Origin of the sequence: Flavobacterium sp. (assembly GCF_046155325.1) — a bacterium.
Classification (GTDB): Bacteria; Bacteroidota; Bacteroidia; order Flavobacteriales; family Flavobacteriaceae; genus Flavobacterium.
This window is the reverse complement of record NZ_JBJXDQ010000123.1, coordinates 24,204-49,831: the sequence shown is the minus strand read 5'-3', so window position 1 is coordinate 49,831 and position 25,628 is coordinate 24,204. Positions and strand designations below refer to the sequence as shown.

Annotated in this window: 21 protein-coding genes; 5 read left to right on the top strand and 16 right to left on the bottom strand. The window is 34.7% G+C overall.

Annotated features, from left to right (window positions below; all coding sequences use genetic code 11):
* From ACKVOD_RS08660 to ACKVOD_RS08625, 8 genes are all read right to left on the bottom strand, one after another.
* The coding region (locus ACKVOD_RS08660) for an aminotransferase class I/II-fold pyridoxal phosphate-dependent enzyme (protein ID WP_409209073.1) at positions 1-1,016 on the bottom strand (1,016 nt) is incomplete at its 3' end.
* A gap of 124 nt (positions 1,017-1,140) precedes the next feature.
* Positions 1,141-1,422, bottom strand: coding sequence for a F0F1 ATP synthase subunit epsilon (locus ACKVOD_RS08655; RefSeq protein WP_409209072.1), 282 nt, complete (start codon positions 1,420-1,422; stop codon positions 1,141-1,143).
* Positions 1,423-1,468: 46 nt separating this feature from the next.
* Complete coding sequence (gene atpD / locus ACKVOD_RS08650; protein ID WP_409209071.1) at positions 1,469-2,980, bottom strand: F0F1 ATP synthase subunit beta; 1,512 nt, start codon at positions 2,978-2,980, stop codon at positions 1,469-1,471.
* A gap of 249 nt (positions 2,981-3,229) precedes the next feature.
* Positions 3,230-4,702, bottom strand: a complete 1,473-nt coding sequence (locus tag ACKVOD_RS08645) for an SGNH/GDSL hydrolase family protein (RefSeq protein WP_409209070.1) — start codon at positions 4,700-4,702, stop codon at positions 3,230-3,232.
* A gap of 32 nt (positions 4,703-4,734) precedes the next feature.
* A complete protein-coding gene (locus ACKVOD_RS08640) occupies positions 4,735-7,569 on the bottom strand; it encodes a TonB-dependent receptor domain-containing protein (RefSeq protein ID WP_409209069.1) in 2,835 nt (944 codons plus the stop codon).
* A gap of 279 nt (positions 7,570-7,848) precedes the next feature.
* The gene (gene glmS, locus ACKVOD_RS08635) at positions 7,849-9,693 is read right to left on the bottom strand and encodes a glutamine--fructose-6-phosphate transaminase (isomerizing) (protein ID WP_409209068.1); all 1,845 of its coding nucleotides are present in this window, start codon (positions 9,691-9,693) and stop codon (positions 7,849-7,851) included.
* A 9-nt stretch (positions 9,694-9,702) separates the two neighbouring features.
* The gene (locus tag ACKVOD_RS08630; RefSeq protein WP_409209067.1) at positions 9,703-11,295 is read right to left on the bottom strand and encodes a DUF4270 domain-containing protein; all 1,593 of its coding nucleotides are present in this window, start codon (positions 11,293-11,295) and stop codon (positions 9,703-9,705) included.
* A gap of 21 nt (positions 11,296-11,316) precedes the next feature.
* A complete protein-coding gene (locus tag ACKVOD_RS08625; protein ID WP_409209066.1) occupies positions 11,317-12,123 on the bottom strand; it encodes a glycogen/starch synthase in 807 nt (268 codons plus the stop codon).
* Positions 12,124-12,231: 108 nt separating this feature from the next.
* Between ACKVOD_RS08625 and panC the strand changes: the two genes are divergently transcribed.
* The 3 genes from panC to radA all read left to right on the top strand — a co-directional run bounded on the left by panC (position 12,232) and on the right by radA (position 15,051).
* Positions 12,232-13,080 carry a pantoate--beta-alanine ligase gene (gene panC, locus ACKVOD_RS08620; RefSeq protein ID WP_409209065.1) on the top strand — a complete coding sequence of 283 codons (849 nt, stop codon included), beginning with the start codon at positions 12,232-12,234 and terminating at the stop codon, positions 13,078-13,080.
* Positions 13,081-13,093: 13 nt separating this feature from the next.
* Entirely contained in the window at positions 13,094-13,444 is a 351-nt protein-coding gene (panD, locus tag ACKVOD_RS08615; protein WP_409209064.1) for an aspartate 1-decarboxylase, read from the top strand.
* A 245-nt stretch (positions 13,445-13,689) separates the two neighbouring features.
* Positions 13,690-15,051, top strand: coding sequence for a DNA repair protein RadA (gene radA / locus ACKVOD_RS08610; RefSeq protein ID WP_409209063.1), 1,362 nt, complete (start codon positions 13,690-13,692; stop codon positions 15,049-15,051).
* Positions 15,052-15,460: 409 nt separating this feature from the next.
* Here radA and ACKVOD_RS08605 read toward each other — a convergent pair whose 3' ends face one another.
* Positions 15,461-15,610 (bottom strand): hypothetical protein, encoded by a 150-nt coding sequence (locus ACKVOD_RS08605; RefSeq protein WP_409209062.1) that lies wholly within the window; start codon positions 15,608-15,610, stop codon positions 15,461-15,463.
* Between the two features lie 217 nt (positions 15,611-15,827).
* Here ACKVOD_RS08605 and ACKVOD_RS08600 point away from each other — a divergent pair, with 217 nt between their 5' ends.
* Positions 15,828-17,090, top strand: a complete 1,263-nt coding sequence (locus ACKVOD_RS08600) for an MFS transporter (protein ID WP_409209061.1) — start codon at positions 15,828-15,830, stop codon at positions 17,088-17,090.
* Between the two features lie 111 nt (positions 17,091-17,201).
* Here ACKVOD_RS08600 and ACKVOD_RS08595 read toward each other — a convergent pair whose 3' ends face one another.
* Positions 17,202-18,143, bottom strand: coding sequence for an OmpA family protein (locus tag ACKVOD_RS08595; protein WP_409209060.1), 942 nt, complete (start codon positions 18,141-18,143; stop codon positions 17,202-17,204).
* 209 nt (positions 18,144-18,352) lie between these two features.
* Positions 18,353-19,117: an exodeoxyribonuclease III gene (locus tag ACKVOD_RS08590; protein WP_409209059.1), complete on the bottom strand. Its 765-nt coding sequence runs from the start codon at positions 19,115-19,117 to the stop codon at positions 18,353-18,355.
* Between the two features lie 112 nt (positions 19,118-19,229).
* On the opposite strand from ACKVOD_RS08590, the gene ACKVOD_RS08585 reads away from it, so the two are divergent.
* The gene (locus ACKVOD_RS08585) at positions 19,230-21,035 is read left to right on the top strand and encodes a GNAT family N-acyltransferase (RefSeq protein ID WP_409209058.1); all 1,806 of its coding nucleotides are present in this window, start codon (positions 19,230-19,232) and stop codon (positions 21,033-21,035) included.
* Positions 21,036-21,078: 43 nt separating this feature from the next.
* Here ACKVOD_RS08585 and ACKVOD_RS08580 read toward each other — a convergent pair whose 3' ends face one another.
* The 5 genes from ACKVOD_RS08580 to ACKVOD_RS08560 all read right to left on the bottom strand — a co-directional run bounded on the left by ACKVOD_RS08580 (position 21,079) and on the right by ACKVOD_RS08560 (position 25,589).
* Positions 21,079-21,996, bottom strand: coding sequence for a 2-hydroxyacid dehydrogenase (locus tag ACKVOD_RS08580; RefSeq protein ID WP_409209074.1), 918 nt, complete (start codon positions 21,994-21,996; stop codon positions 21,079-21,081).
* A gap of 167 nt (positions 21,997-22,163) precedes the next feature.
* Positions 22,164-22,940, bottom strand: a complete 777-nt coding sequence (proC, locus tag ACKVOD_RS08575) for a pyrroline-5-carboxylate reductase (protein ID WP_409209057.1) — start codon at positions 22,938-22,940, stop codon at positions 22,164-22,166.
* 11 nt (positions 22,941-22,951) lie between these two features.
* Positions 22,952-24,304, bottom strand: a complete 1,353-nt coding sequence (gene mgtE / locus ACKVOD_RS08570; RefSeq protein WP_409209056.1) for a magnesium transporter — start codon at positions 24,302-24,304, stop codon at positions 22,952-22,954.
* The gene (rsmA, locus tag ACKVOD_RS08565) at positions 24,294-25,073 is read right to left on the bottom strand and encodes a 16S rRNA (adenine(1518)-N(6)/adenine(1519)-N(6))-dimethyltransferase RsmA (protein ID WP_409209055.1); all 780 of its coding nucleotides are present in this window, start codon (positions 25,071-25,073) and stop codon (positions 24,294-24,296) included. The genes mgtE and rsmA overlap by 11 nt, the downstream gene beginning before the upstream one ends.
* Before the next feature lie 204 nt (positions 25,074-25,277).
* Complete coding sequence (locus ACKVOD_RS08560) at positions 25,278-25,589, bottom strand: DUF4286 family protein (RefSeq protein ID WP_409209054.1); 312 nt, start codon at positions 25,587-25,589, stop codon at positions 25,278-25,280.
* Between the last annotated feature and the right edge of the window lie 39 nt (positions 25,590-25,628).

Genomic DNA, 25,628 nt, shown 5'->3' with positions numbered 1-25,628 from the left:
ATTTGATTGGCTATGAATTTTACATTTTGGTTTCCTGGAATTATAGCACTTTGAATGGCAGATTTACTTCTTACAAACATCGGTTTCAATCCCAAAAGAGTCTTTTCTTGATTGAAATGAATGATGTTTTCCCTAAGTTGTTCGATGCTTCTTTTCTCTGTTTGTAAATGTTGGTATGCAATAATAATAGTAGCCACGGAATGCGGAGAAAGTCCCGTAGTATAAATAAAACTTCGTGCAAAATTAACGAGATAATCCTTCAATTCTAGCGAACCTAAAATCGCCGCACCGTGACAACCCAATCCTTTTCCGAAAGTCATTATTCGGGCGAAAACTTGTTCTTGCAAACCCAATAGTTGCACTAAACCTTCGCCTCCCGAGACTTCGGGATGACCGAAAACGCCTAGTGCATGAGCCTCGTCGATTACCAAATGACACTTGTATTTATTAGAAATCTTTGCTAGTTCTTCGAGGTTGGGTGTGTCGCCATCCATAGAAAAAACGGATTCCGTTACAATATAAATTTCTTGATTTGTAATTTGTAATTTGTAATTCGTAATTTTTTTCTCCAAATCCTCAAAATCATTGTGCTGAAATTTATAAGCTTTTGCATTCGAAAGTTGGATTCCGTCTCGAATAGAAGCGTGGCATAATTCATCATACAAAATCAAATTGCCTTTTTGGGGAACAGAACTGAAAAAACCCACATTAGCATCGTAACCCGAATTGAAAATCAAGGCGCTTTCCGTTTGATGGAATTTTGCGATATAAGTTTCAGCTTCTTGATAGATTTTGTGATTTCCTGTTAGTAGCCGGGAACCTGTCGCACCGTTTTGGGTGATTTTATTATCAATTAAATACTGGTGTGTTGCATCAAAAATGGCTTTGTTTTTAGAGAACCCAATGTAATCATTAGAAGCAAAGTCAATTAAATCGTTAGGTAGAGATAATTTGCGCAAAGCGTTGTTTTGCTTGCGAGTTTCGAGTTTTGCGGAGAGATTTTTTGGAAACATCATAAACGCAAAGTTAGAAAAAAAATTGAACTAAAAATCTAAAGCTTCCAGTCTTTAGAAGGCTGGAGACTTTAAAAAAAAAGTCACACATTGCTGTATGACTCTTTGGTTTATATAGTGAATCGCTTTAGTCGGCTAAAACAATTACTTTATTGTCTTTCATTTCGATAGTTCCAGATTGAATCGCAATAGTAACATTTTGATCATTTATTTTTGTAAATAACCCTTCTGATTCTTTACTAAACTTGAAACTTGGAGCTGTAATTTTTACAATTCCTTTTTGGAGGATGGAAACAATTGGTGCGTGATTATTCAGCATTTGGAAGTGTCCATCTACTCCCGGAAGAGAAACCGAAGTTACTTCTCCTGAAAATAATTTTGCTTCTGGGGATACTATTTCTAAAATCATTTTTTATGCTTTATGCTTTAAGCTTTAAGCCTAAAGCCATTGAATATTAGGCTTCCGCCAACATTTTTTCTCCTGCTTCGATAGCGTCTTCAATAGTTCCTTTAAGGTTGAAGGCTGCTTCTGGCAAGTGGTCTAATTCTCCATCAATGATCATGTTAAATCCTTTGATGGTGTCTTTAATGTCAACCAAAACTCCTTTTAATCCTGTAAATTGCTCAGCAACGTGGAAAGGTTGTGATAAGAAACGTTGCACACGTCTTGCTCTTGAAACTGATAATTTATCTTCTTCAGAAAGTTCTTCCATACCAAGAATCGCGATAATATCTTGCAATTGTTTGTATTTTTGAAGAATTTCTTTTACTCTTTGTGCACAGTTATAATGCTCTTCACCAATAATTTGTGGAGTCAAAATTCTAGAAGTTGAATCCAATGGATCTACCGCTGGATAAATACCTAGCTCAGCAATTTTACGAGACAATACTGTTGTAGCATCAAGGTGAGCAAATGTAGTTGCTGGAGCTGGATCGGTTAAATCATCTGCAGGAACGTAAACCGCTTGTACAGATGTGATAGAACCTTTGTTTGTAGAGGTGATACGTTCTTGCATCGCTCCCATTTCGGTAGCCAATGTTGGTTGGTAACCCACCGCAGAAGGCATACGACCTAAAAGTGCCGAAACCTCAGAACCTGCTTGTGTAAAACGGAAGATGTTATCAACGAAGAAAAGAACGTCTTTTCCTTGATCTGTTCCTGCACCATCACGGAAATATTCTGCAATAGACAATCCAGACAAGGCCACACGAGCACGAGCTCCAGGAGGTTCATTCATTTGTCCGAAAACGAAAGTAGCTTTTGACTCTCTCATTCCCATCATATCCACTTTAGATAAATCCCATCCTCCATTTTCCATAGAGTGCATAAATTCCTCTCCGTATTTTATAATTCCTGACTCTAACATCTCACGAAGCAAGTCATTTCCTTCACGTGTTCTTTCTCCTACTCCTGCGAATACAGAAAGTCCACCGTGACCTTTTGCTATATTGTTAATCAACTCTTGAATCAATACTGTTTTACCAACACCAGCACCACCAAACAATCCAATTTTACCCCCTTTTGAGTAAGGCTCAATTAAATCGATTACTTTAATCCCTGTGAATAAAACTTCTGATGAAGTTGACAAATCTTCAAATCTTGGTGCTTGACGGTGAATAGACATTCCGTTTTCGCCATCTTTTGGTAAGTTTCCAAGACCATCAATTGCATCACCAATTACGTTGAACAAACGTCCGTAAACATCCGCTCCAATTGGCATTTTGATTGGGTTCCCTGTTCCAACTACTTCATATCCTCTGCTCAAACCGTCTGTTGAATCCATTGAGATGGTACGAACGGTATTTTCACCGATGTGAGATTGTACTTCAAGAACTAATAATGTTCCGTCTTTTTTTGTGATTTCTAATGAATCATAAATTTTTGGAAGTTCAACATCTTTTCCGTTGAAAACTACATCGACAACTGGTCCGATGATTTGGGCAACTTTTCCTATTACTTTTGACATTACTTATGTGTGTATTAAATAGCTATTCAGGTTTGTGAATTACATCAAATCGAAAGAAATCAACTTGATGCTTTTTCAGTGCGCAAAGGTAATTTTTTAAAATATAAAAATCAATACTTTTTTGTAAAAAAATAAACTTGATTTTGCAGGATTGTTTGTAAAACGATAATTAATCAAGAGAAATACTCATAAAACAAAAAACCAACTCCATTTAAGGAATTGGTTTTTTGTTTTTAAGCGAACTACTTTTTAAAAATTGGCTGCGTCTCTAGGGAATAATATTCTATAATCGCCCAAATTAACACCGTTCAAATTAGAACCATATTTGGCATTAATCGCTTTAATAAATTCATTTGAAATCAATGCGTATCCTCTTGGTGTTGGATGAAATCCATCAAGCGAAAAAGCACCGCCAGTTGCAAATGCTGTATTCAAAGTGTAATTATTTGCTGTAATTCCTGTTGTTGATAATTGAATCATTAATGATTTAGCATCAACAAATGCTAGATTATTTGAAGTTGCTGCTGCTTGAATAATTGCATTATAGGCGTCCGATGCCACTTTAGTTTCTAATATTTCATTTTTAGAAAGCACCCATTTATCTGCTAACGGAACTGAAACCCCATTCACTTTTGTAGGATCACCTCCAACAGTAGTTCCTATGAATGAACTTGCTGGCAAAACAATTAAATCTTCCGCAGTTGCCTGTCTCATACTTACCAATGCTGGATTAATACCTGTTAAATTTGTAAGGTATTCATCCATAATTACAACAGCATTACCAGCACCTGCACGAAAAGTAATAGTTCTTTTTGCTATTTCTGCATCAGCATTAGCTCTACTAATTAAGTTATTAGCTACTAAATAGGCAAAAGCTTGAGTTATACCAGCGTTGTAAGCACCATAAGCTGCCAGACTATTAAGTTGAGTAACAGTTGTAGCATCAAGCGGAACTGGATTGTGAGGAACCGTTGTAAAATGAGGTAAAGAACCAACATAGGGGATATTCGCTACAACTCCTTCGCGACCTCCTGCCGTCATTTTTGAAATTATCGAATTATATACGCCATTAAATGTAGCTGTTGGAGTTATAGGGTTTGTACCATCGCCACCAGACAAAGCATAGCCAAGTACATCATTACCCCCAATCCATAACGAAAAGAAAGTAGGGTTTTGCGCTAAGGCATCTGTAACAACCGTTGCGCCTGGGGTAGAAGCAAATCGAGCAAAATAGGGGTTTCCTGCACTGCTACCATAACCAACAAAGTCTAAATGAAAGCTTTTTGCCCCAGGAATACCCATGTTGTTAAAACTTCCTGTCAATTTATCTGAAATTGAAGTTCCTGAAATTCCAGAAACTGTAACTGGTGATGCACCATTAAAATATAATCTTGGTCCAAATGACGGGATTTGTACACCACCTAAAGAAAAGCCACCTATGTTATCCGCCATTAGAGGCGTAGTAAATGTCCCTCCGCCTACAAGAGCAAACTGTTGTGCTAAAATGTTAGGATAAGCTCCATTTTGCCCCTCAATAAATAAGGCTCCGTCTGAATACCCCGCTGCAAAAGAATCGCCTAAGGCTACGTATTTTGTAAAATCGGCTGTTCCTGCCGTAAGTGGTAATCCGTCTGTTGAATCATAAGTAACAGTCGCTTCATCATCATTACAAGCTATAAAGGTTAACGAAACCAATAATAGCCATTTTATATTTTTTATCATGATATTTTAAATTTAAATTATTATTGGTTTACTTAAGGGGTGATAGTCCAAGAAACAAAATATTGCTGTCCGATAAGTCCTGCTCCTAATACTTGTCCGTATTCTTTTCCGCCTATGTTTGTAGCTCCTATTTTGAAAATAGATTTCATAGCAGCAATGCTATAATTGGCTTGAACGTCAATTACAGTGGCTGATTCAATAGTACCATCGGCAAAGGTAGATTCCCATCTGTATTCTGTGTTCCATCTTCCGCTTACAGAAGCACCAAAGTTTTTGAATAATTTATCATTCCCTAAAGATGCTTTTACTCTGTGTTTTGGGGTATTAAAACTAGCTTCGAAGTCTGGGTCTTTTGCTTTATCAAAATCAAACTGCGCATAGTTGTAATTGGCACTTAGTTCAAAGTTTTTATACACTTTTTTAGATAATCCTAAACCAAATCCTAGTGAAGTTACCTTTAGACTTGTATTGGTATATACTTGAAAAGTTCTAATATCTCTATTAACAAGAGCTGCGGCAGCCGAATTATTTGCAACATTTGTAGGAGCCGTTTCAGCTGTTCCATAAAGAGGATTAATAACATTAAACCCACCTATAAAATCATTATAAATGTTATAATATCCATTGATGTCTAATACAAATCCTTTGATGCTTCCTCTGTATCCTAAATCAAACGCTTTAACTTGTTCTGGTTTTACTAATGGAGCATTTGTTTTTACTAATAATCCAGCAGCAGCAGCTAAACCCGCTGGTGGTCCTGATCTATAAGCTGCATCAAAAGCTTTATATGATGTTTCGGTGAAAGAATTAAAATAAGCTCCTTCTCCATTAATTGTTTTAGTAGCTGCATTTCCAGCAGCAACTCCAGCAGCAGAAATAGGTAAAGTTTCGGTAAATCGAGTTAAATTATCAGGAGCTGATCCTAATAATACTCTACTTCCAACATCAAAGCCTATATATTGGTCTTGAGTAGTTGGATTACGGAAACCGGTTTGAAATGACCCTCTTAAATTGTGGTTTTTTTGTTCGTCTAATGCATAAACAAAAGATACTCTAGGCGAATAACTGCCGGCGAAGTTTTGAGCTTTATCATATCGAATAGAAGCCGTTAATTTTAGTTTATCATCCATTAACTTTTTCTGAGCTTGGGTATAAATACCATATTCATTATATTGAATACTGCCTATATCATCGGTGTAAATTCGACCAAATGAGTTTAAATCATAGAGTCTGTAAGAACCCCCCACTTGAATTTCAACGGGTTTAATAATGTCTCTAAAATTATAATTCGCATCTGAATGATAGATATGTGAGTTATCCACTAATTTAGATCCGGTAAGCACATTGGGGTCAGCAATTACTCTGTTAAATGCCGCTTTGAATTCTGGTGTTCCTGGAATTAATCTTCCCGTATCAGCAACGCTTCTTGCATAGGCATGGGCTTGAGATGGAAGTGTTCCAATGCCTGGAACAGCTCCAACACTAGCAGCACCATAAGCAGCACCATATTGTCCAAACCAAGCAGCATCTGATTTCCAAGCTCTGTTAATGTTTAATGCGGTAAAAGTCATATCGTATGATTCTCCACCATCTTCAGTTGTTGTATACCCTCTAACAAAGAAGTTTTTTCCTTTGAACTCAATTTTATGCTGTTGCATAAAAAACCCATTTAGGTTGTATCGACTAGCTCCTTGATAGACTGAATTTCCAAAACCAAATTTAGATTGCCAAATAAATTCAACATCCTTCAAGCTTTCAGTATTTGCCCATGGTTTGAAATGCAATGAGAAATCAATTTTAGCATTTTTTACTAAGCTTTCGGTAAGATCAGTTTCGTTGTATCCTGTTCGAGTGATATCAACATTTGGCAATAAGTTGTATCCAGATGATCCAAAAGCATTTCTGTTTTTTAAGTTTAAAAAAGCTTCGTCTCCATATACATTTATACCATTATAACTAGGATTACTTCTATCTATACCTGAAACATATAAATCATTATAGTTAGTAGCATACCAATCGGTGCCTTTCATGAAAGTAAAATTGGCTTTGGCAGCAAAATGAGGAGAAAAAGCTTTGGCTACTCTTACTCCATAATCATAAAAATCATTCGTTCCTGCTGCTTTTTGACTTGTATTACCATATTTTGCATAGGCAGTAATTCCTTGACTCGTAAAGGGACTTTGACTCGTCATGAATAAGATTCCATTAAAAGCATTGGCGCCATAAAGTGCGGAAGAAGCTCCAGGCAATAATTCTACACTTTGCACATCGATTTCAGAAACTCCAATTAAGTTTCCTAATACAAAGTTTAATAATGGAGAGGAATTATCCATTCCGTCTACTAATTGCAAAAATCTAGTGTTGGCAACTGTAGCAAAACCACGGGTATTAATCGATTTGAACGACAAACTACTGGTGTTCATTTGCACTTCCTTTAGATTTTCTAATCCGTCATAAAAAGAAGGAGCCGCTGCTTTTTTGACATCCTTGATTGTAAATCTTTCGATAGTTACAGGGGATTCTCTAATTCTTTCGGGTGTTCTTGAAGCAGAAATTACAACTTCATTAAGTTTCGTTTCCTCTTCTGAAAGACTTACGTTAACTTTTTGATTGTTTGATGTAATGCTTACTTTTTTGGATTCATTTCCAACGGCAGTAATTTCAATTACAAAGGGGAGTGTTTTTGATGTTTTTAAAATAAATTTTCCATCATTGTCTGACACTGTGCTTACAGCATCGCCAAGCACTTTAATGTTGGCTCCAGAAATAGGTTGGTTGTTACTGTTTGTAACTGACCCTGAAATTGAATTTTGTGCAAAAGTAAGGCTACAAAATAACAATGACATAATTAAATAATACATCTTCATTTGGTTATGTTTTGTTGGTTAATTGATACTAAAGTACAATTATTATTTTAAATCCGAAAAATATTAACTGCTAATTTTAGATATAAACAATTAATTTAAAATATGTTGGCAATAATGAAATATAAAAATTTTGTAGATTTCTTATTATTTTAATGCAAAGTTTAAAAATACTATGCGTACATAGTAAAATCTTCTTAAATTATTGTAAAAAGCTTAAAAAAGTAACATAAAAAAAGCGAGAATAAATCTCGCCTTTTTGTTAATAAACTTTTATACTAATTATTCTACAGTAACCGATTTTGCCAAATTTCTAGGTTGATCTACATTACATTTTCTCATTACAGCAATGTGATAGGATAATAATTGCAATGGAATTGTAGTGATTAATGGGGATAAAGCATCCGAAGTTTCTGGTATTTCAATAATGTAATCTGCCAATTCACGAACTTGTATATCCCCTTTGGTTACAATGGCAACAATTATCCCACTTCGAGATTTAATTTCTTGAATATTACTTACTATTTTATCATAATGCCCTTGCTTTGGCGCAATAATAACTACTGGCATATGCTCGTCAATTAAAGCAATAGGGCCATGTTTCATTTCTGCAGCTGGATATCCTTCAGCATGAATATAAGAGATTTCTTTTAGTTTTAATGCCCCTTCTAAAGCTACTGGAAAGTTATACCCTCTCCCTAAATACAAACAGTTATGTGAGTCTTTGAAAACCGAAGCAATTTCTTTTGCTTTATCGTTGGTTTCTAAAGCTTCTTTTACTTTTTCTGGTATGATTTCGAGTTCTAATAAATACTTATGAAATTGAGTATGTGATAAGGTACCTTTAGCTTTTGCCAAGCGCAAGGCTATCATCGTTAAAACCGTAATTTGGGTCGTAAATGCTTTGGTCGATGCAACTCCTATTTCAGGACCAGCATGGGTGTAGGCACCAGCGTGACTTTCTCTAGAAATAGACGAACCCACCACATTACAAACTCCAAAAACAAAGGCTCCTTTTTCTTTAGCTAATTTTATAGCCGCCATTGTATCGGCAGTTTCTCCCGATTGAGATATGGCTATAACAACATCCTTGCTATTTATTATAGGGTTTCTGTATCTAAATTCCGAAGCATATTCTACCTCAACTGGAATTCGAGTGAACTCTTCAAAAACATATTCCGCTACCAAGCCTGCATGCCATGAAGTACCGCAAGCAATAATAATAATTCTATCGGCATTGAGAAATTTCTCCAAGTTATCCTCAACCCCCGACATTTTAATTATTCCTTGGTTGGCATTCAGTCTTCCTCGATACGTGTCTTTAATTACACTTGGCTGTTCGAAAATTTCTTTCAGCATAAAGTGATCGTATCCTCCTTTTTCAATTTGCTCCAAATTCATTTGGAGTTCTTGAATATAGGGATCAACTAAGGTGTCATCTTTAATTTTTCTAACTTTCATAGGTTTATGCAACCTTATAATAGCTATTTCTCCATCTTCTAAATACACTGCATTCGATGTATATTCTATAAAAGGAGAGGCATCAGAGGCTATAAAATATTCCCCCTCACCTATTCCTATGGCTAATGGACTCCCTAATCGGGCTACAACAATTTCGTCAGGGTTTTTTTTATCAAAAACAGCAATAGCATACGCTCCTACAACTTGGTTTAAGGCAACTTGAACAGCCTTGCCTAATTTCAAGTTTTCTTTTATCTGAATTTCTTCAATTAGATTTACTAAAACTTCGGTATCTGTATCGGAATGAAAAACGTAGCCTCTTTTTACTAATTCCATTTTCAATGGCGCATAGTTTTCTATGATTCCGTTATGAATTATCGACAAATCACCAGAGTTAGAAATGTGTGGATGAGAGTTTACATCATTAGGAACCCCATGGGTTGCCCAACGCGTGTGTCCAATTCCGATTGTTCCGCTTGTATCAATACTTTTAGACTTTTCTTCAAGATCTGAGACTTTCCCTTTTGTTTTGGCAAGTTTCATTTTACTTCCGCCATACAACATAACACCTGCACTATCATACCCTCGATATTCAAGTCTTTTCAGGCCTTTTATAACAATAGGGTATGCTTCTCTGTAACCAATATATCCAACAATTCCACACATAATTTTGAGTTAATTAGGTTTTGTAAATCGTATTTTGAGTTTCAATCTTTTACCCTCAGGAACGGTTTGATTACTCCCATAAAGAATGGTTCCCAAAGGATTCATAACAGAGGACTCAGGAAAGAAAAAAGAGTTTTTATAGATTGTTGTTGTAGAAGAATTACTCCATACACTATAGTTAGGAGCAGCTTTAACTTTTTTGAAGTTGGCATTAGATAATGATTGCGCAACCGAAACCCCTAATTTTACGTATACATTATCATTCAAAACAAGACCTCTAATATAATCCGTAATATTAACTTTGTATTTAATACCCTTTTTAGAAGCATCCGTCTCGATAACACCAGCGGAAATAATTCGTTGATTATTTATATCATACAAAAATATATTCGTTGGTTCAGCCGTTGCGTTAGCCATTAAAGTTTGATCTACATAAAAAGTCAAACTAGCTTCGTTTATTAACCATCCTTGTTCTTTGATATAGTCTAATTCATCCGGAATTGCATTACCTTTTGTTAGGTCAATTGTTTTAGTAGATCTGTTATAAGATACATCATCAACCCCAGGATTAAAAAAATCGATTGTGGCTACACTACCTTCTCCTCCTCTTAAATAAAGTCTATCTGCTTGCGGACTGGAATAAGAATTTGGTGCAATGCTAGGCTCATTATTTAATAGATTTACAGAGTTTCCTGTAAGATTTAAAGTGATGGATTTATCGACCAATGTTTCAACAGTTGAAGACGTTTTTTCTTTATATTTTACAACTATTGTTCCTTTTTTAAAATTCATCATGGCCAATACTCCTGTAGCTTCTGTTTTTTCTACATTGAAATATAAGCCTTTGAAATAATTTTCAAAAACACTGCTTGATAAATTATAACTAGAATTTGCATTAAATAGCAAATCCTGGAAAAAAGTTTTATCTAAATTCAACAGCATACCAGGAGCCTTATAGGCAGCAGGAGTAGTTCCAACTGCTGGCGTATCTACTAATTCAATTGGGCTGAAAATAAAATCATTACTTTCATACAAAAGTTTTCCTTTATTATCATTAAAAACATTATTTTGACTTGTGTAATAAAATTGGAGGTAGCTTGGATCCGCAAGAGGTGCAGGATACCCTTCTGTATTTAAATTTCCTAATAAAAATTTATTTTCGTAAATACTTAATTTGATTTTGGATGTTTTATTCCCATATATAGAATCTAATGTATAGGTAGATATTCCATTAGAGTCAGTAGCTGTTTTTGTGGAAAAATAAGGGATATAAAGTGTAACACTTTCTACATTCTGACCTAAATTAACATCTATTGATGGATTTATACTTGCAAGTTGAACTTGCGTGGCATAATTTGCCGTTGTTTGACCAAATACACTATTATCTAAAACTCCCAAAGAATTAATATCTAAATTATTAGAAGCAATAGCGCCTATCTTTTTCCAAGTTGCCTCTACGGTACTTAAGCTGTCAATAGTAAACTCAAAATTATTTTGATTTATTATATCAGCTCCTATTTCATTATAATCTTTATCGCATGAAGCGAAAAAAATGATGCTAATAAGAAATAAAATTTGCTTAAAATATGAATTAGTATGCATGTAAGATATAAAAGTTTAATTTTAAAGAACCGTGTTTTTATAGAAATTAGTATACGCCTCAGCGAATTTTTCTTTCGGGACGAAAGGTAAAAAAGGTTTGCCCGAAGATTCTATAAATTTTGTTAAACTTGAAGATACATTTTCCGATGCAATGATTACAGCATCTGAATGAAGAATAGTTGCTTTTATGATACTCTCATAATCAGGAGTTTTAAGGTCTAAAACCGCATCATTCGGGATACCATCAAACAACACCTTATTCATCATCTCTATATCTAAATTTCCATCGAAAGATTGACTATAAACTGAGGTGACAATTTTTGTCTCAGAAAACAAGGCTTCATTTTTATAATAATGTTTCATGTAAATAGGCAACATTGCTGCCATCCATCCATGTACATGAATAATATCGGGAACCCAGTTTAGTTTTTTTACAGTTTCAACCACCCCTTTTGCAAAGAAAATAGCTCTCTCATCATTATCAGCAAACATAACTCCATCTTCATCGGTAAATGTTGCTTTGCGTTTAAAATATTCGTCATTATCAATAAAATATACTTGTATTCTTTCTTTTGGTATAGAAGCTACTTTGATGATTAGCGGCATATCTAAATCATTGACAACCAAATTCATTCCAGAAAGTCGAATTACTTCATGCAATTGATGTCTTCTTTCGTTAATATTACCATACCTTGGCATGAAAATTCTTATTTGTCCACCTTGATTATTAATCATTTTTGGCACTTCATAAGACATCGAAGACACCTCATTTTCAGCTAGATAAGGCACCACCTCAGATGATACATACAATATTTTCTTATCTTCCATATATAGAATTACTTTGATTATTGGTAATAAAAACCACGCAAAATTACAAAAATTTATGCAGTTATAGACTAAAATATTAAGTTTGCAGTCAATTTCAACAAATCTGTCATGCTAGTTTTCAATACAAATACCGATTTAATAGGGTATTTAAAATCTAATTCAACTACGCTTACCTCAATCGGGTTTGTCCCAACTATGGGCGCATTACATCAAGGACATTTGTCATTAATGCAAAAATCTTTGTCTGAAAATGAGATTACAGTGGTGAGTATTTTTGTAAATCCTACACAATTTAACAATCCTGAAGATTTAGCAAAATATCCAAGAACCCTTGAAGATGACATTCATAAGATAACGATTTTAGATCCAAACATTATAGTATTTGCACCCACTATAGACAATATTTACAATGGGAATACAAAATCTGATTTGTTTGATTTTGATGATTTAGAGAATCAGATGGAAGGTAAATTTAGACCCGGACATTTTAATGGTGTAGGTACAATAGTGAAAAGATTATTCGAAATTGTAAATCCTACAGTTGCTTACTTTGGGGAGAAAGATTTTCAGCAATTGCAAATTATAAAAAAATTGGTAGCTAAATATAATCTAAAAGTTACCATTAAAGGCTGTCCCATTCTTAGAGAGCCTAATAATTTAGCAATGAGTTCTAGAAACGCACTTTTATCATTTCAAGAAAAACAAGAAGCTGCAATACTATATAAAACATTGATTACTACTAAGGTTAAATTCGAAAAAGAGAGCGCCTTAGAAATCACAAAATGGGTTCAAAAATCATTTGAAAAAAATCCAAATTTTAAGCTAGATTATTTTCAAATAGCAGACGAAAAAACACTAGTGCCCTGCACACGAAAAAGTAAAGCTAAAAAATACCGCGCTTTTATAGCTGTTTATGTAAACAACATTCGATTAATAGATACTATTCCATTAAATTAATTAATTTTGCATCATGCAAATTCAAGTTTTAAAATCAAAAATTCACCGCGTTAAAGTAACGGGAGCCGATTTAAATTATATTGGCAGTATAACTATTGACGAAGCGTTAATGGAAGCATCTAATATCATTGAAGGCGAAAAAGTATCGATAGTAAACATCAATAACGGGGAACGTTTTGAAACTTATGCTATTAAAGGATTGCCAAATTCTGGCGAAATAAACCTTAACGGTCCCGCTGCCCGAAAAGTGCAAAAAGACGATATTATCATTATTATGTCTTATGGAACCCTTGATTTTGAAGAAGCTAAAACTTTCAAACCCTGGATTATTTTCCCCAACGATAAAGACAATTCTTTGACCTAAATAAAGTTGTTCTTTTTTAAAAACGGAACGCTTTTTAAATTCTTTTACAAAAAATATTGCCACAAAGTCGCAAAGCCACAAAGGGAAATAAGTTTATAAACTGTTCCTTTAATTTGAAATTTGTGCCTTCGTGCCTTTGCGGCAGAAAATTGACTACTTAAACTCCTGGCATTTTATAATAAAATTAATTTCTTTTTTTTGAATATTCTTTAGCTTAAATTTGGATTTAATTTAGTTGAAAAATAATGTCAAAAGTTAAAACCTCTTTTTTTTGCCAAAACTGTGGCGCCCAATATTCTAAATGGCAAGGCCAATGCAATTCTTGCAAAGAATGGAATACCATTGTGGAGGAAATTATTCAAAAAGAAGAAAAATCTAGTTGGAAACCGACGACTTCTGATTCTAAAAGAGTAGCCAAACCATTGCTTATTAATGAGATTGACTCTTCTCAAGAAATCCGAATGGACACTACTGATGGCGAACTCAACCGAGTGCTTGGCGGCGGGATTGTTCCAGGTTCTTTAATCCTTTTGGGCGGCGAACCCGGCATTGGAAAAAGCACCTTGCTGTTGCAAATTTCTTTAAAATTACCTTATAAAACTTTATATGTTTCGGGCGAAGAAAGCCAAAAACAAATAAAAATGCGTGCCGAAAGAATTACTCCAAACGGCGATAATTGCTATATTCTTACCGAAACAAAAACTCAAAATATATTCAAACAAATTGAAGCTATCGAACCCGAAATCGTCATTATCGATTCCATTCAAACGCTACATACCGATTATATCGAATCAACGCCGGGAAGCATTTCTCAAATTCGAGAAACCACTGCCGAACTGATAAAATTTGCCAAAGAAACCAATATTCCTGTAATTCTTATTGGTCACATTACCAAAGACGGAAACATTGCTGGTCCTAAAATTCTGGAGCACATGGTCGACACCGTTTTGCAATTCGAAGGCGATCGAAATCACGTATATCGTATTTTGCGTTCGCTAAAAAACCGTTTTGGTTCCACTGCCGAAATCGGAATTTATGAAATGCTTGGCAACGGTTTGCGCGAAGTTTCAAATCCTTCCGAAATATTGATTTCGCACAAGGACGAGGAATTATCAGGAACTGCCATTGCCTCCACACTTGAAGGAATGCGTCCGTTGATGATCGAAATACAATCTTTAGTTAGTACCGCCGTTTATGGAACTCCTCAACGCAGCACAACAGGTTATAATGCGAAAAGATTAAATATGATTTTGGCAGTTTTAGAAAAAAGAGCTGGTTTCAGGCTTGGCGCCAAAGATGTTTTCCTGAACGTAACAGGCGGAATTTCTGTTGATGATCCTGCCATTGATTTGGCTGTCGTGGCTGCTATTTTATCCTCAAATGAAGATATACCGGTGAACAAAGATTTTTGTTTTGCTGGCGAAGTCGGGCTTTCAGGCGAAATTAGACCGGTAAACCGTGTAGACCAACGCATTCAAGAAGCCGAAAAATTAGGATTCTCGACCATTTTTGTGTCTAAATACAATAAAATTGCTTTGAAAAACACTGTAATAAAAATCAGGTTAGTGGCGAAAATTGAGGATGTGGCGAGTGAGTTGTTTGGTTGATTTTTTACAAGTAAACCAAGTCGGATTAAAGCCCAAACTTCATTAAATAAATAATTGCCAAAGATCCACCATTTGTTTTCATAAATAGGCACGGCAAATGTTACATAGGTTTCTTTTGAATTTTTGTCTTTTTTAATTTTTACTGCTTTTTTAGTTCGACTAAATTCTCCCTTATAAACCGTCACTTGTTCCGGTTTTACACGATAGGCTTCTCGCCATAATTTACTATTCAAGTGTTGTAATTTTTTTTTAATTTTTTGTTGAAAATCAGGCATATGCACTTCGTATAATGCTGTCATCAACTCTTTTGTTATTTGATGCGTTTAGAGTAGTGTTTTCTTTCCAGTGAGGGTTTCATAAAACACAATGAGGTCTTTTATTTCATCTGTGTGAAATGATTACTATAGATTTAAGGTGTTTCTATATTTACAATCGATTTAGAAATTTCAGCTGATGTAGTCTTTATAAATTTAGTATAAGCCTCCAATTTTTCTTTTGTACCAGTACCTTGAATTTGTTTTTCAGCACTCCTTATTGTTTGCGCTGCAAAGTTATCCATTATACGACTGCGCTCGATGTGACAAAAATTAATTAGACTAATTTATATGTCTAATTGGTATTATATGTTTTTGTCTAAAAAGCGGTATCTATTATTGAGGACTTGTTATTTTACACCAATGGTCTGATTTTATAGCTATTCTAAAATCCGCCCTGATTTTTTAGAATAATGTATATTTGTTGTTTTTTTTCTAAAGTTTAATCACTTACTTTATCATATGGCTATTAGTTCCTTAACACAAAACTCAAAACCAACATCAGTTCTAAATGCGGCAGTTATTGTAGCTGCCCTTGGCTATTTCGTTGATATATACGATTTATTACTTTTTGGTATTGTACGAACAGATAGTTTAAAAGACTTAGGTATAACTGGAGATGCCATACGTAATCAGGGGGAATACCTCATCAGTATGCAAATGTTTGGGATGTTATTTGGAGGGATTTTATGGGGAGTTTTAGGAGATAAAAAAGGAAGAATATCAGTATTATTTGGCTCTATCTTGATTTACTCGATTGCCAATATAGCCAATGGAATGGTGACTACGGTCGATGGTTATGCCTTTTGGAGATTAATTGCAGGAATAGGTCTTGCTGGAGAATTAGGAGCGGGAATAACCTTAGTAGCAGAATCTTTGCCAAAAGAAAAAAGAGGTTACGGCACTATGATTGTTGCCTCAGTAGGCGTTTCAGGAGCTGTTGCCGCTTATTTAGTATATCAAATCTTTCAAGACTGGCGTTTGTGTTATTATGCTGGCGGAGTATTAGGTATTTTATTGTTATTTCTACGAATAAGTATTACGGAATCAGGAATGTTTAAAAAATCACAAGAAACCTATGAAAAGAAAGGAGATTTCTTGTCTTTATTTACTAGTAAAAAACGATTTTTTAAGTTCCTAAATTGTATTCTTATTGGTATGCCACTTTGGTTCTTGGTAGGAATATTAATCACTTTCTCTCCTGAATTTGCGAAAGCCTTAGGGATTCAAGAGGCTGATACAATCGAGGCTGGTAAAGCAATAGCTTTTTGCTATTCTGGATTGGTTTTTGGTGATATTGCAAGTGGTTTATTAAGTCAATGGGTGAAAAGTCGTAAAAAAATAATGTGTTACTTTTTGGTTTTTAATTTAATAATGGTTTTTGTTTATTTAAATAGTTTTGGTATCTCTTCTTACTCCTTCTACCTTTTATGCTTTTTAATGGGTGTTTCTGTAGGATATTGGGTTTTATTTGTAACTATTGCAGCGGAGCAATTTGGAACGAATATTAGAGCAACAGTTACTACAACGGCTCCCAATTTTGTCCGGGGATCACTTCCATTAATTATTTTTATCTATTCGTATTTTAGAGATACAATTTTTGAGGGAAACATTCTTTTTTCAGGGATGGTAGTAGGTACTATGTTATCAATAATTTCTTTGTTTTCATTATCTAAATTAAAAGAAACTTTTTCTGTTGATTTAGATTATTCTGAAACAATTTAACATGGAATAGTCAACAATTATTCAACTAACTATTGACACTAGAACTCCATTAGTTGTATCAATATTGGAGTGCTAGTTGTCAATATTTTCTTAAAGGTACTATCTAAATCTTTAATTTATATCCTTCAACATATCCGCAATTGCATCCAATCTTGGAGTCAAAATAATTTCGATTCTACGGTTTTTAGCTTTTCCTTCTGCACTGGAATTACTCGCCAAAGGTGAAAATTCGCCTCTACCGGCCGCGGTAAGATTTTCTTTATTCACTTTTTTGTTTTCGCTCAAAATTGCAACAATTGCAGTGGCTCTTTTAGTTGACAAATCCCAGTTGTCCTCGATAGCACCTGATCCTCCAAAAGGATCGTCATCGGTATGTCCTTCAATAAGTACAGAAATGTCGGGGTTATCGCCCAATACTTTACCTACTTCTACAACGGCATTTTTTCCTTCGGAACTTACCGCCCAACTACCTGATTTGAAAAGCAATTTGTTTTCCATAGACACGTATACTTTTCCGTTTTTTTGTTCCACTGTCAAGCCTTTTCCTTCAAAACCATTCAAAGCGTTCGAAAGTGTTTCTTTTAGTTTTCGCATGCTAGTTTCCTTAGCAGCAATCAAATCTTCTAATTCGTTTAGTCTTTTGCTACTTGCGTTTAATCGCTCTTGTTCTATAGCTAATGATTTTTCTTTGGCTTCTAATTGTTCTAACAACTCTCTATTTTTAGCCAAATTAGCTTTCAAAGCCTCATTACTGTTTTTTTCTAACGCAGCATAAGCATCTTGTAAAGCATCCTGTTTTTTGGTGGCGGCATCAAAATCCGATTGCCATTTGTTGATTTCAGATTTTAATTTTTCTAAATCTAAATTTAAAGCTGTTTTATCCAATTCTAAAGCTGTTTTAGCTTTAAGTAAATCGGCATTTTCATCTTCGATGCTTCTGTAATCTTTTTTTAATTCGGCATATTTTTTCTCTAAATCATTGTATATTTTTTTAGAAACACAAGACGTCGAAAGTGCTAGAATTAGTAGTGCAAGGGAAATTTTTTTTATCATTTTTAATTTTTTTTGTTATTAATTTTCAAACCATTCTGGGTTTTAAAATCAAAGATGGATTAGTTTTAATCTCTTTAGGGTTAATTCCTCGAGGCTTTGCATCCGCTTTTTTTGCCACATATTCACAGATTAAAAAAAAATTAAAAATCTGTGAATATGTGGCTGTTATTTTGCTAATACCTATGGGTCTCTGCCCGGACATAGTTTATTTATTCAATTTCTACCAAAATCGGACAATGGTCAGAGTGTTTGGCTTCTGGCAATATAACGGCTCTTTTTATTTTTTGTTTTAAAGGTTCACTAACTAAACAATAATCGATACGCCAGCCTTTGTTTTCTAGTCGTGCCGAAGGGAATCGCATTGTCCACCAAGTATAATTATTAGGTTCCTTATTCAAGAAGCGAAAACTATCAATAAATCCATTATTCAAAAAGACGTCTAGCCAAGCTCTTTCTTCGGGCAAAAACCCTGAAACTTTTTTATTTCTAATGGGGTCGTGAATGTCTATAGCCTCATGGCAAATATTGTAATCGCCACAAATCACGAGGTTTGGAATTTCTTTTTTAAGTCCGTTTATGTAATCTTGAAAGTCATCCATGTACATGAACTTATGGTCTAATCTTTCACTGTTTGTACCTGATGGCAAATACAAACTCATCACAGAACAGGTTTCGAAATCAACACGAATATTTCTTCCTTCAAAATCCATGTGTTCGATACCTGTTCCGTAAACCACTTTATTAGGCTCGGTTTTTGACAAAATCGCAACACCACTGTAGCCTTTTTTTGTGGCTGGAAACCAATAATGAAATGGGTAACCGGCTAATTCGAAATCTAAAAGTGGGATTTGTTCAGGGGTAGCCTTTATTTCTTGAAGGCAAATTACATCCGGATTTACTTGTTGCATCCAGGTTATTAAACCTTTAGAAATAGCAGCACGAATTCCGTTTACATTATAGGAAATGATTTTCATTCTTATTTTTTTGTGTTTCAAATGTAATAAAAAAGAATAAAGATAGATAGCTTTAAAAGAAAGAAAATGGAGTTTTTTGCTATCTTTGTTTATGTTCAATAAACAAAAATAAATGGGTTTAGTAACCGCAAAAGAAGTTGCAAAAGTAATTAAAGCTGACAAATATGGCGTTTTGGGTACTTTTTTGGGCTGGATGCTTATGAAAGTACTTAAAATTTCAACTTTAAACAAAGTATATAATCGAAACAAACATTTAAAAGATTTAGATTTTTTGAATGGTATATTAGACGACTTACAAATCAAGTTCGAAATTCCCGAAGAAGACTTAAAACGTTTGCCTAAAGAAGGAGCATATATCACAATTTCCAATCATCCTCTAGGGGGAATAGATGGAGTTTTGTTATTGAAATTGATGCTCGAAAGAGAACCTAATTTCAAAATTATTGCTAATTTTCTTTTGCACAGAATTGAGCCCGTCAAAAAATACATTATGCCTGTAAATCCTTTCGAAAATCACAAAGATGCCAAATCTAGTGTGGTTGGAATCAAGGAAACCCTAAGGCATTTATGTGACGGAAAACCACTAGGAATGTTTCCTGCAGGCGAAGTTTCAACCTACAAAGACGGCAAACTGGTTGTAGACAAAGCATGGGAAGAAGGGGCTATAAAAGTAATTAGAAAGGCTCAAGTTCCCGTTGTTCCAATTTATTTTCATGCTAAAAATAGTTGGTTGTTTTATATGCTTTCTAAAATTGGAGATACAATGCGAACTGCTAAATTACCTTCGGAAGTTTTTAGTCAGAAAAATAGAGTTGTGAAGGTTCGAATTGGAAAAGCAATTTCGGTAGCGGAACAAAATGAATATGTAACAATTGATGACTATTCAGAATTTTTAAGAAAGAAAACCTATATGCTAGCGAATCCTTTCGAAAAAGAAACGCCATTTCTACAAACACCTACTTTAAAACTTCCTAAAAACCCAAAAGAAATTGTTACTGCGGCATGCCAAGACAACATGCTTAATGAAATAAATGCTTTGCGAGAAAACGATAGCAGATTATTGCAAAGTAAGAACTATGAGGTGTTTTTTGCCAAAGCAATTGAAATACCCAATATACTCCATGAGATAGGACGTTTGCGTGAAATTACTTTTAGAGAAGTTGGCGAAGGAACCAATGAATCAATTGATATTGACAGCTTCGACAAGCATTATCGCCACATGTTTTTATGGGATGATAATGCAAAAAAAGTGGCTGGTGCCTATAGAATGGGTTTGGGTTCTGAAATTTTTCCGAAATATGGAATAGAAGGTTTTTATTTGAATGATCTTTTTAGATTTGAGACAGAATTGCATGATATGCTTGAGCGCTCAATCGAAATGGGGCGTGCCTTTATCATCAAAGAATACCAACAAAAGCCCATGCCTCTTTTCTTATTATGGAAAGGGATTATTCACATTACGCTGCGTTATCCCGAACACAAATTCTTACTCGGCGGAGTTAGTATTAGCAATCAATTTTCTGATTTTTCAAAGTCCTTGATGATAGAATTCATGAAATCCAACTTTTATGACCCTTATATTGCGCAGTATATTCATCCTAAGAAAGCGTTCAAAGTAAAACTAAAAGATGCCGATAAAGACTTTATATTTGATGAAGCCGAAGCTGATTTGAATAAGTTTGATAAAATCATTGACGAACTAGAGCCTGGTAACTTGCGTTTGCCTGTATTAATCAAAAAATACATCAAACAAAACGCACGAGTAGTTGCTTTTAATGTAGATCCTTTATTTAATAACGCAGTCGATGGGTTAATGTACATTCGAATAGCCGATATTCCTGAGAGTACCGTAAAACCCGTAATGGAAGAATTTCAGGCTGAACTAGAACGAAAATTAGCTGAAAAAGAAGGTGACTAATAGTAATGCTTCCAGCCTTTAAAAGGCTGGAAGCATTAAAGAACTAATTATTGTATTTTTCTTTAATCTTATCCGCGATTACTTGCGCCAATCGTTCGTGGCTTTCAAATGTCCAACCTGCAATATGCGGACTCAGAATCACCTTTTTAGCATCTAATAAATATTGAAAAGCCTCTGGAAGTTCCCTCGACTGCTCTCGGGATGACACAAATAGGTTTTCAAAAGATAATTTTTCATATTCCAATACATCTAAACCAGCACCAAGAATTTTGCCCGATTTTAGAGCAGTAACTAAATCGGCTGTTACAACATTATTCCCTCTCGAAGTATTAATTATCCAAAAAGATTTGGCAAAAGCATTGATAAAATCAGTATTAATCATTTTATCTGTTTCTGGTGTACAAGGAATATGCAAACTCAAAACATCGGTTTTTTGTTGTAATTCTTCGAGGGAAACTTGTCGAGCATTGCTATCGCCAACGTTTTCCTGAATATCATAACACAATACTTCAACCTCAAAACCTTTCAGTTTTTTGGCAAAGGATTTTCCCATATTTCCATAACCAATGATGCTCACGGTTTTCCCGTTGAGTTCGTGACCACGGTTGCTTTCTCGATTCCAATATCCTGATTTTATTTCATTATCAGCTAAATTCAAATTATTAAAAAGAGATAAAATCATCCCTAAAGTATGTTCAGCCACAGCATTACGATTGCCCTCTGGAGCAGCAATAAGTTGGATATTTTTGGATAAAGCATAATCGCAATCGATACTTTCTAAACCCGCACCCACTCGGGCAATGAATTTCAAATTGGTAGCTTTGTCTAAAAAGGTTTTGTCAATTTTGAATCGACTTCGAATAACAATGCCTTGATAATCATGAATTTTGGCTTCGATTACTTCTTTCGAAGAAGTAAAATCCTCGTGGTTGGTAAATCCTGCATGTTGCAATTGCTCCATTAATAATGGATGATTGCTATCGATATGGAGGATTTTTATGGTGGTGTTCAAAATAAAGATTTCAGATTTCAGATTTCAGATTTCAGATTTTGTGTTTGTAAATATGAGATTATTCATTTTAAGAGGATATGCAAACTGTAAACTAAAAACTGCAATCTAAATATTATTTACCCCTTGATTTTCTTTAAAGCGGCTTTAATTCCACGAACTAATGAAGAACTGAAACCGTGTGTTTCCATTTCGTTCAAACCAGCAATAGTACAGCCTTGAGGTGTGGTTACCCGGTCAATTAGTTGTTCAGGATGAATGTTTTCTTCTAGAATCATTTCGGCTGCCCCTTTTACGGTTTGTGCAGAAATAGCTAATGCCGTTTGCCAATCAAATCCTATTTCGATTCCGGCTTGCATCGAAGCCCGAATATAGCGCAAGGCAAAAGCAGTTCCACTAGCTGCCAAAACTGTAGCAGCATCCATTAATTTTTCGTCAATAATGGGAGCTGTCCCTAAATCTTGAAACAAGGTAACTACTTTTTGAGCATTGTCTTTATCTTTTTCGTTAAATGCAATACAGGTTGCTGATGCCCCAAATTGAGAAGCAATATTAGGCATGATCCTGATGGCACTATTCGATTCTCCTATCTTGCTTTGTAAGGCTTCAATAGACAACCCACTTACTCCAGAAGCAATAATTTTATTAGTAACTACTGGTAAAATTTCGGTTAAAACTGTGGTAACTTGATACGGTTTTATAGTCAGTATGATAATATCTGCTTCTTGGATTTGGTGTTTATTATCCGTTGAAACCGTAATCCCTAATTTTTCTAAATGTAGGATAGTCGAAGTGTTTCTTCGGGTTATTGTAATTTGATTGTCCTTCGAAAACTTAGCTAATCCTAATGCTATTGAAACGCCAAGGTTTCCTCCTCCGATGATGTGTACTTTCATTTTTTGCTTTTTTAAAATCCTAAAATAAATCTTGCTATTGTAAAATAAATAAGAATACCAAAAATATCATTGCTTGTGGTAATAAAAGGGCCTGTTGCCAATGCGGGATCTATATCGAATTTATCCAGCAATAATGGTACAAATGTTCCTATAAGGGATGCGATAATAATTACCGAAACTAAGGCAATAGTAACAATAATACCTATAATAAACTCTACGTTTAAGAGAAAATGACTTCCTAAGAATAAAATACTTGCCAAAATGACTCCGTTAAATAAACTGAGCGATACTTCTTTTATTAATCTATTGAACAAAGAACCACTTAGGGTTCCGTTGGCCAAACCTTGCACAATAATTGCCGACGATTGTACGCCAACATTTCCTGCCATCGCGGCAATAAGCGGTGTGAAAAAGAAAAGATTACCGTGTTGTTCCATGGCACCGCCAAATAATCCAAGCACTTTTACCGAAACAAAACCTCCTAAAAGTGCCAAAACCAACCATGGTAAACGTGCTTTAGTAAGCTCCATAATACTGTCATCGGCTTCTACATCTTGTGAGATACCTGCCGCTAATTGGTAATCCTCGTTTGCTTCATCTTTGATTACATCCACAATATCATCAATGGTAATTCGACCTACTAATCGACCTAACTCATCAATTACGGGAATGGCCTCAAGATCATATTTTTGCATAATACGAGCCACCTCTACATCTTCGGTTTCGATATTTACAAAATTCAATTTTTTAATATAAACTTCTCTAATGGGTGTTTTTGTGGATGTTGTCAATAAATCTTTTAAAGAGAGTCTTCCTAATAAAAGATTTTCGTCATCAACTACATATATCGAATGTACCCTTGAAATGTTTTTTGCTTGAATTCTCATTTCTTTCATGCAATTCAATACATTCCAGTTTTCATTGACTTTTACTAGCTCTTTGTGCATTAAACCTCCAGCAGTATTCTCAGGATAACGCAACAAATCAACAATGTCTTTGGCGTGTTCTTCATCTTGAAGCTCAGAAATTACCTCCTGTTTTAAACTCTGGGAAAGTTCTGCAATAATATCGGCAGCATCATTAGTCTCAAGCTCGTCAAGCTCTTCTGCGATTTCTTTTGGCGAAAGTCGGTTTAATATTTTTTCCCTTAAATCTTCGTCCAGTTCTAGTAAAACTTCGGCTGTTTTCTCAGAATCTAATACTTTAAATAGATAAATAGCATTTCTAAAATTCAGTTTTTCAAGAATTTCAGCAATATCAGCATGGTGCATATCCTTAAGTAAAATATCTAATTCTACTTTGTTTTTGGCTTTAATGAATTTCTTTAATTCCTTAAAAAAATTCTTGCTGATTTTAAACTCCATCGGCTTCTATTTTTTGGGTCAATGCTATAAATTGTTGAACACTAAGTTGTTCGGGTCGAAGATTAAAAATTTCATCTTCTCTCAAATTATCGGACAAATTTAATGTTTTTAAACTATTTCTCAATGTTTTTCTTCGTTGTTGAAAAGCAGTTTTTACCACCGTAAAAAAGAGCTTTTCACCGCAAGGCAAACTGTAATCATGCTTTCTCCTTAATCGTAACACCCCAGATTTTACTTTGGGTGGCGGAATAAACACGTTTTCGTCTACTGTAAAAAGATATTCAGCTTCATAAAAAGCTTGCACTAAAACAGAGAGAATACCATAGGCTTTGGTTCCTTTCTTTTCGCAAATTCTTTCGGCAACTTCTTTCTGGAACATCCCTGCGAATTCTGGAATTTGGTCTTTATATTCTAATGTTTTAAATACAATTTGTGTCGAAATATTGTATGGAAAATTTCCAATTATGCCAAATTGTCTATCCTCAAAAATCTCTTTTATATTGTATTTTAAGAAATCTTTTGAGATTATTTTTTCATGTAATTTTGGATAATTTTCGTTCAGATAATCGACCGATTCAGAGTCGATTTCAATTACATAAGTCGTAATGGGCTTGTCTAACAAATACTTTGTCAAAACCCCCATCCCTGGCCCAATTTCTAAAACTTCTTCATAGCCTTCAAGATTCAAAGTGTCTGCAATAGCCTTAGCGATGCTTTCATCTTTTAGAAAATGTTGCCCGAGGTGCTTTTTTGCTTTTACTTTTTCCATACTATTTTTTTAACCGCAAAGCCGCGAAGGCGCAAAAGTTATTTATTGTTTTCTATAATTTTAATGTTGTATTCAAATGGAACACAGATGAAGCAGATTTTACTAATCGTCACGGATTTTTTTCTGAATATCAATATTAAAGATCTGTTCAAATCTGTTCAATCCGTGTTATTTGTGGCTAATTATTTCCCAACGGTACACTTTTTAATATTCCGAAATCACTTCCAACTCGGTTCTAAATGTAAGCATTTTTTCTCCAAACAATTTAGCTCCTTCCTTTCGCAATTTTGGTGCATCTTCTTGATAATATTGCTCTAACGTCGCTTTACTATCGGTTGTATATTGAACCGAATAGGTTGTCCCTCCCATTTCTTCTTCTATTAAAACTCTAACCATGCGAGCCGAAGAGAATTTTCCAGTAGCTAAAACTTCTGGTATGTGTTTATGTTGCATCCAAATCATCCATTGGTCATGAACGCTTTCGTGTATATTAGTGGTTACGTTGTAAATAATCATATCAGCCCCCTAACCCCCGAAGGGGGAAATCCTACTAGG

What these genes read in the sequence shown, in the direction of transcription:
- panD (WP_409209064.1), top strand. Translation starts at nt 13,094, where the DNA reads ATGCAAATTCAAGTTTTAAAATCAAAAATTCACCGCGTTAAAGTAACG.
- mgtE (WP_409209056.1), bottom strand. Translation starts at nt 24,304, where the DNA reads ATGGAGTTTAAAATCAGCAAGAATTTTTTTAAGGAATTAAAGAAATTC.
- ACKVOD_RS08645 (WP_409209070.1), bottom strand. Translation starts at nt 4,702, where the DNA reads ATGATAAAAAATATAAAATGGCTATTATTGGTTTCGTTAACCTTTATA.
- panC (WP_409209065.1), top strand. Translation starts at nt 12,232, where the DNA reads ATGCTAGTTTTCAATACAAATACCGATTTAATAGGGTATTTAAAATCT.
- ACKVOD_RS08630 (WP_409209067.1), bottom strand. Translation starts at nt 11,295, where the DNA reads ATGCATACTAATTCATATTTTAAGCAAATTTTATTTCTTATTAGCATC.
- ACKVOD_RS08640 (WP_409209069.1), bottom strand. Translation starts at nt 7,569, where the DNA reads ATGAAGATGTATTATTTAATTATGTCATTGTTATTTTGTAGCCTTACT.
- atpD (WP_409209071.1), bottom strand. Translation starts at nt 2,980, where the DNA reads ATGTCAAAAGTAATAGGAAAAGTTGCCCAAATCATCGGACCAGTTGTC.
- glmS (WP_409209068.1), bottom strand. Translation starts at nt 9,693, where the DNA reads ATGTGTGGAATTGTTGGATATATTGGTTACAGAGAAGCATACCCTATT.
- ACKVOD_RS08560 (WP_409209054.1), bottom strand. Translation starts at nt 25,589, where the DNA reads ATGATTATTTACAACGTAACCACTAATATACACGAAAGCGTTCATGAC.
- ACKVOD_RS08595 (WP_409209060.1), bottom strand. Translation starts at nt 18,143, where the DNA reads ATGATAAAAAAAATTTCCCTTGCACTACTAATTCTAGCACTTTCGACG.
- ACKVOD_RS08625 (WP_409209066.1), bottom strand. Translation starts at nt 12,123, where the DNA reads ATGGAAGATAAGAAAATATTGTATGTATCATCTGAGGTGGTGCCTTAT.
- ACKVOD_RS08580 (WP_409209074.1), bottom strand. Translation starts at nt 21,996, where the DNA reads ATGGAGCAATTGCAACATGCAGGATTTACCAACCACGAGGATTTTACT.
- ACKVOD_RS08600 (WP_409209061.1), top strand. Translation starts at nt 15,828, where the DNA reads ATGGCTATTAGTTCCTTAACACAAAACTCAAAACCAACATCAGTTCTA.
- radA (WP_409209063.1), top strand. Translation starts at nt 13,690, where the DNA reads ATGTCAAAAGTTAAAACCTCTTTTTTTTGCCAAAACTGTGGCGCCCAA.
- ACKVOD_RS08655 (WP_409209072.1), bottom strand. Translation starts at nt 1,422, where the DNA reads ATGATTTTAGAAATAGTATCCCCAGAAGCAAAATTATTTTCAGGAGAA.
- ACKVOD_RS08605 (WP_409209062.1), bottom strand. Translation starts at nt 15,610, where the DNA reads ATGGATAACTTTGCAGCGCAAACAATAAGGAGTGCTGAAAAACAAATT.
- rsmA (WP_409209055.1), bottom strand. Translation starts at nt 25,073, where the DNA reads ATGGAAAAAGTAAAAGCAAAAAAGCACCTCGGGCAACATTTTCTAAAA.
- ACKVOD_RS08590 (WP_409209059.1), bottom strand. Translation starts at nt 19,117, where the DNA reads ATGAAAATCATTTCCTATAATGTAAACGGAATTCGTGCTGCTATTTCT.
- proC (WP_409209057.1), bottom strand. Translation starts at nt 22,940, where the DNA reads ATGAAAGTACACATCATCGGAGGAGGAAACCTTGGCGTTTCAATAGCA.
- ACKVOD_RS08585 (WP_409209058.1), top strand. Translation starts at nt 19,230, where the DNA reads ATGGGTTTAGTAACCGCAAAAGAAGTTGCAAAAGTAATTAAAGCTGAC.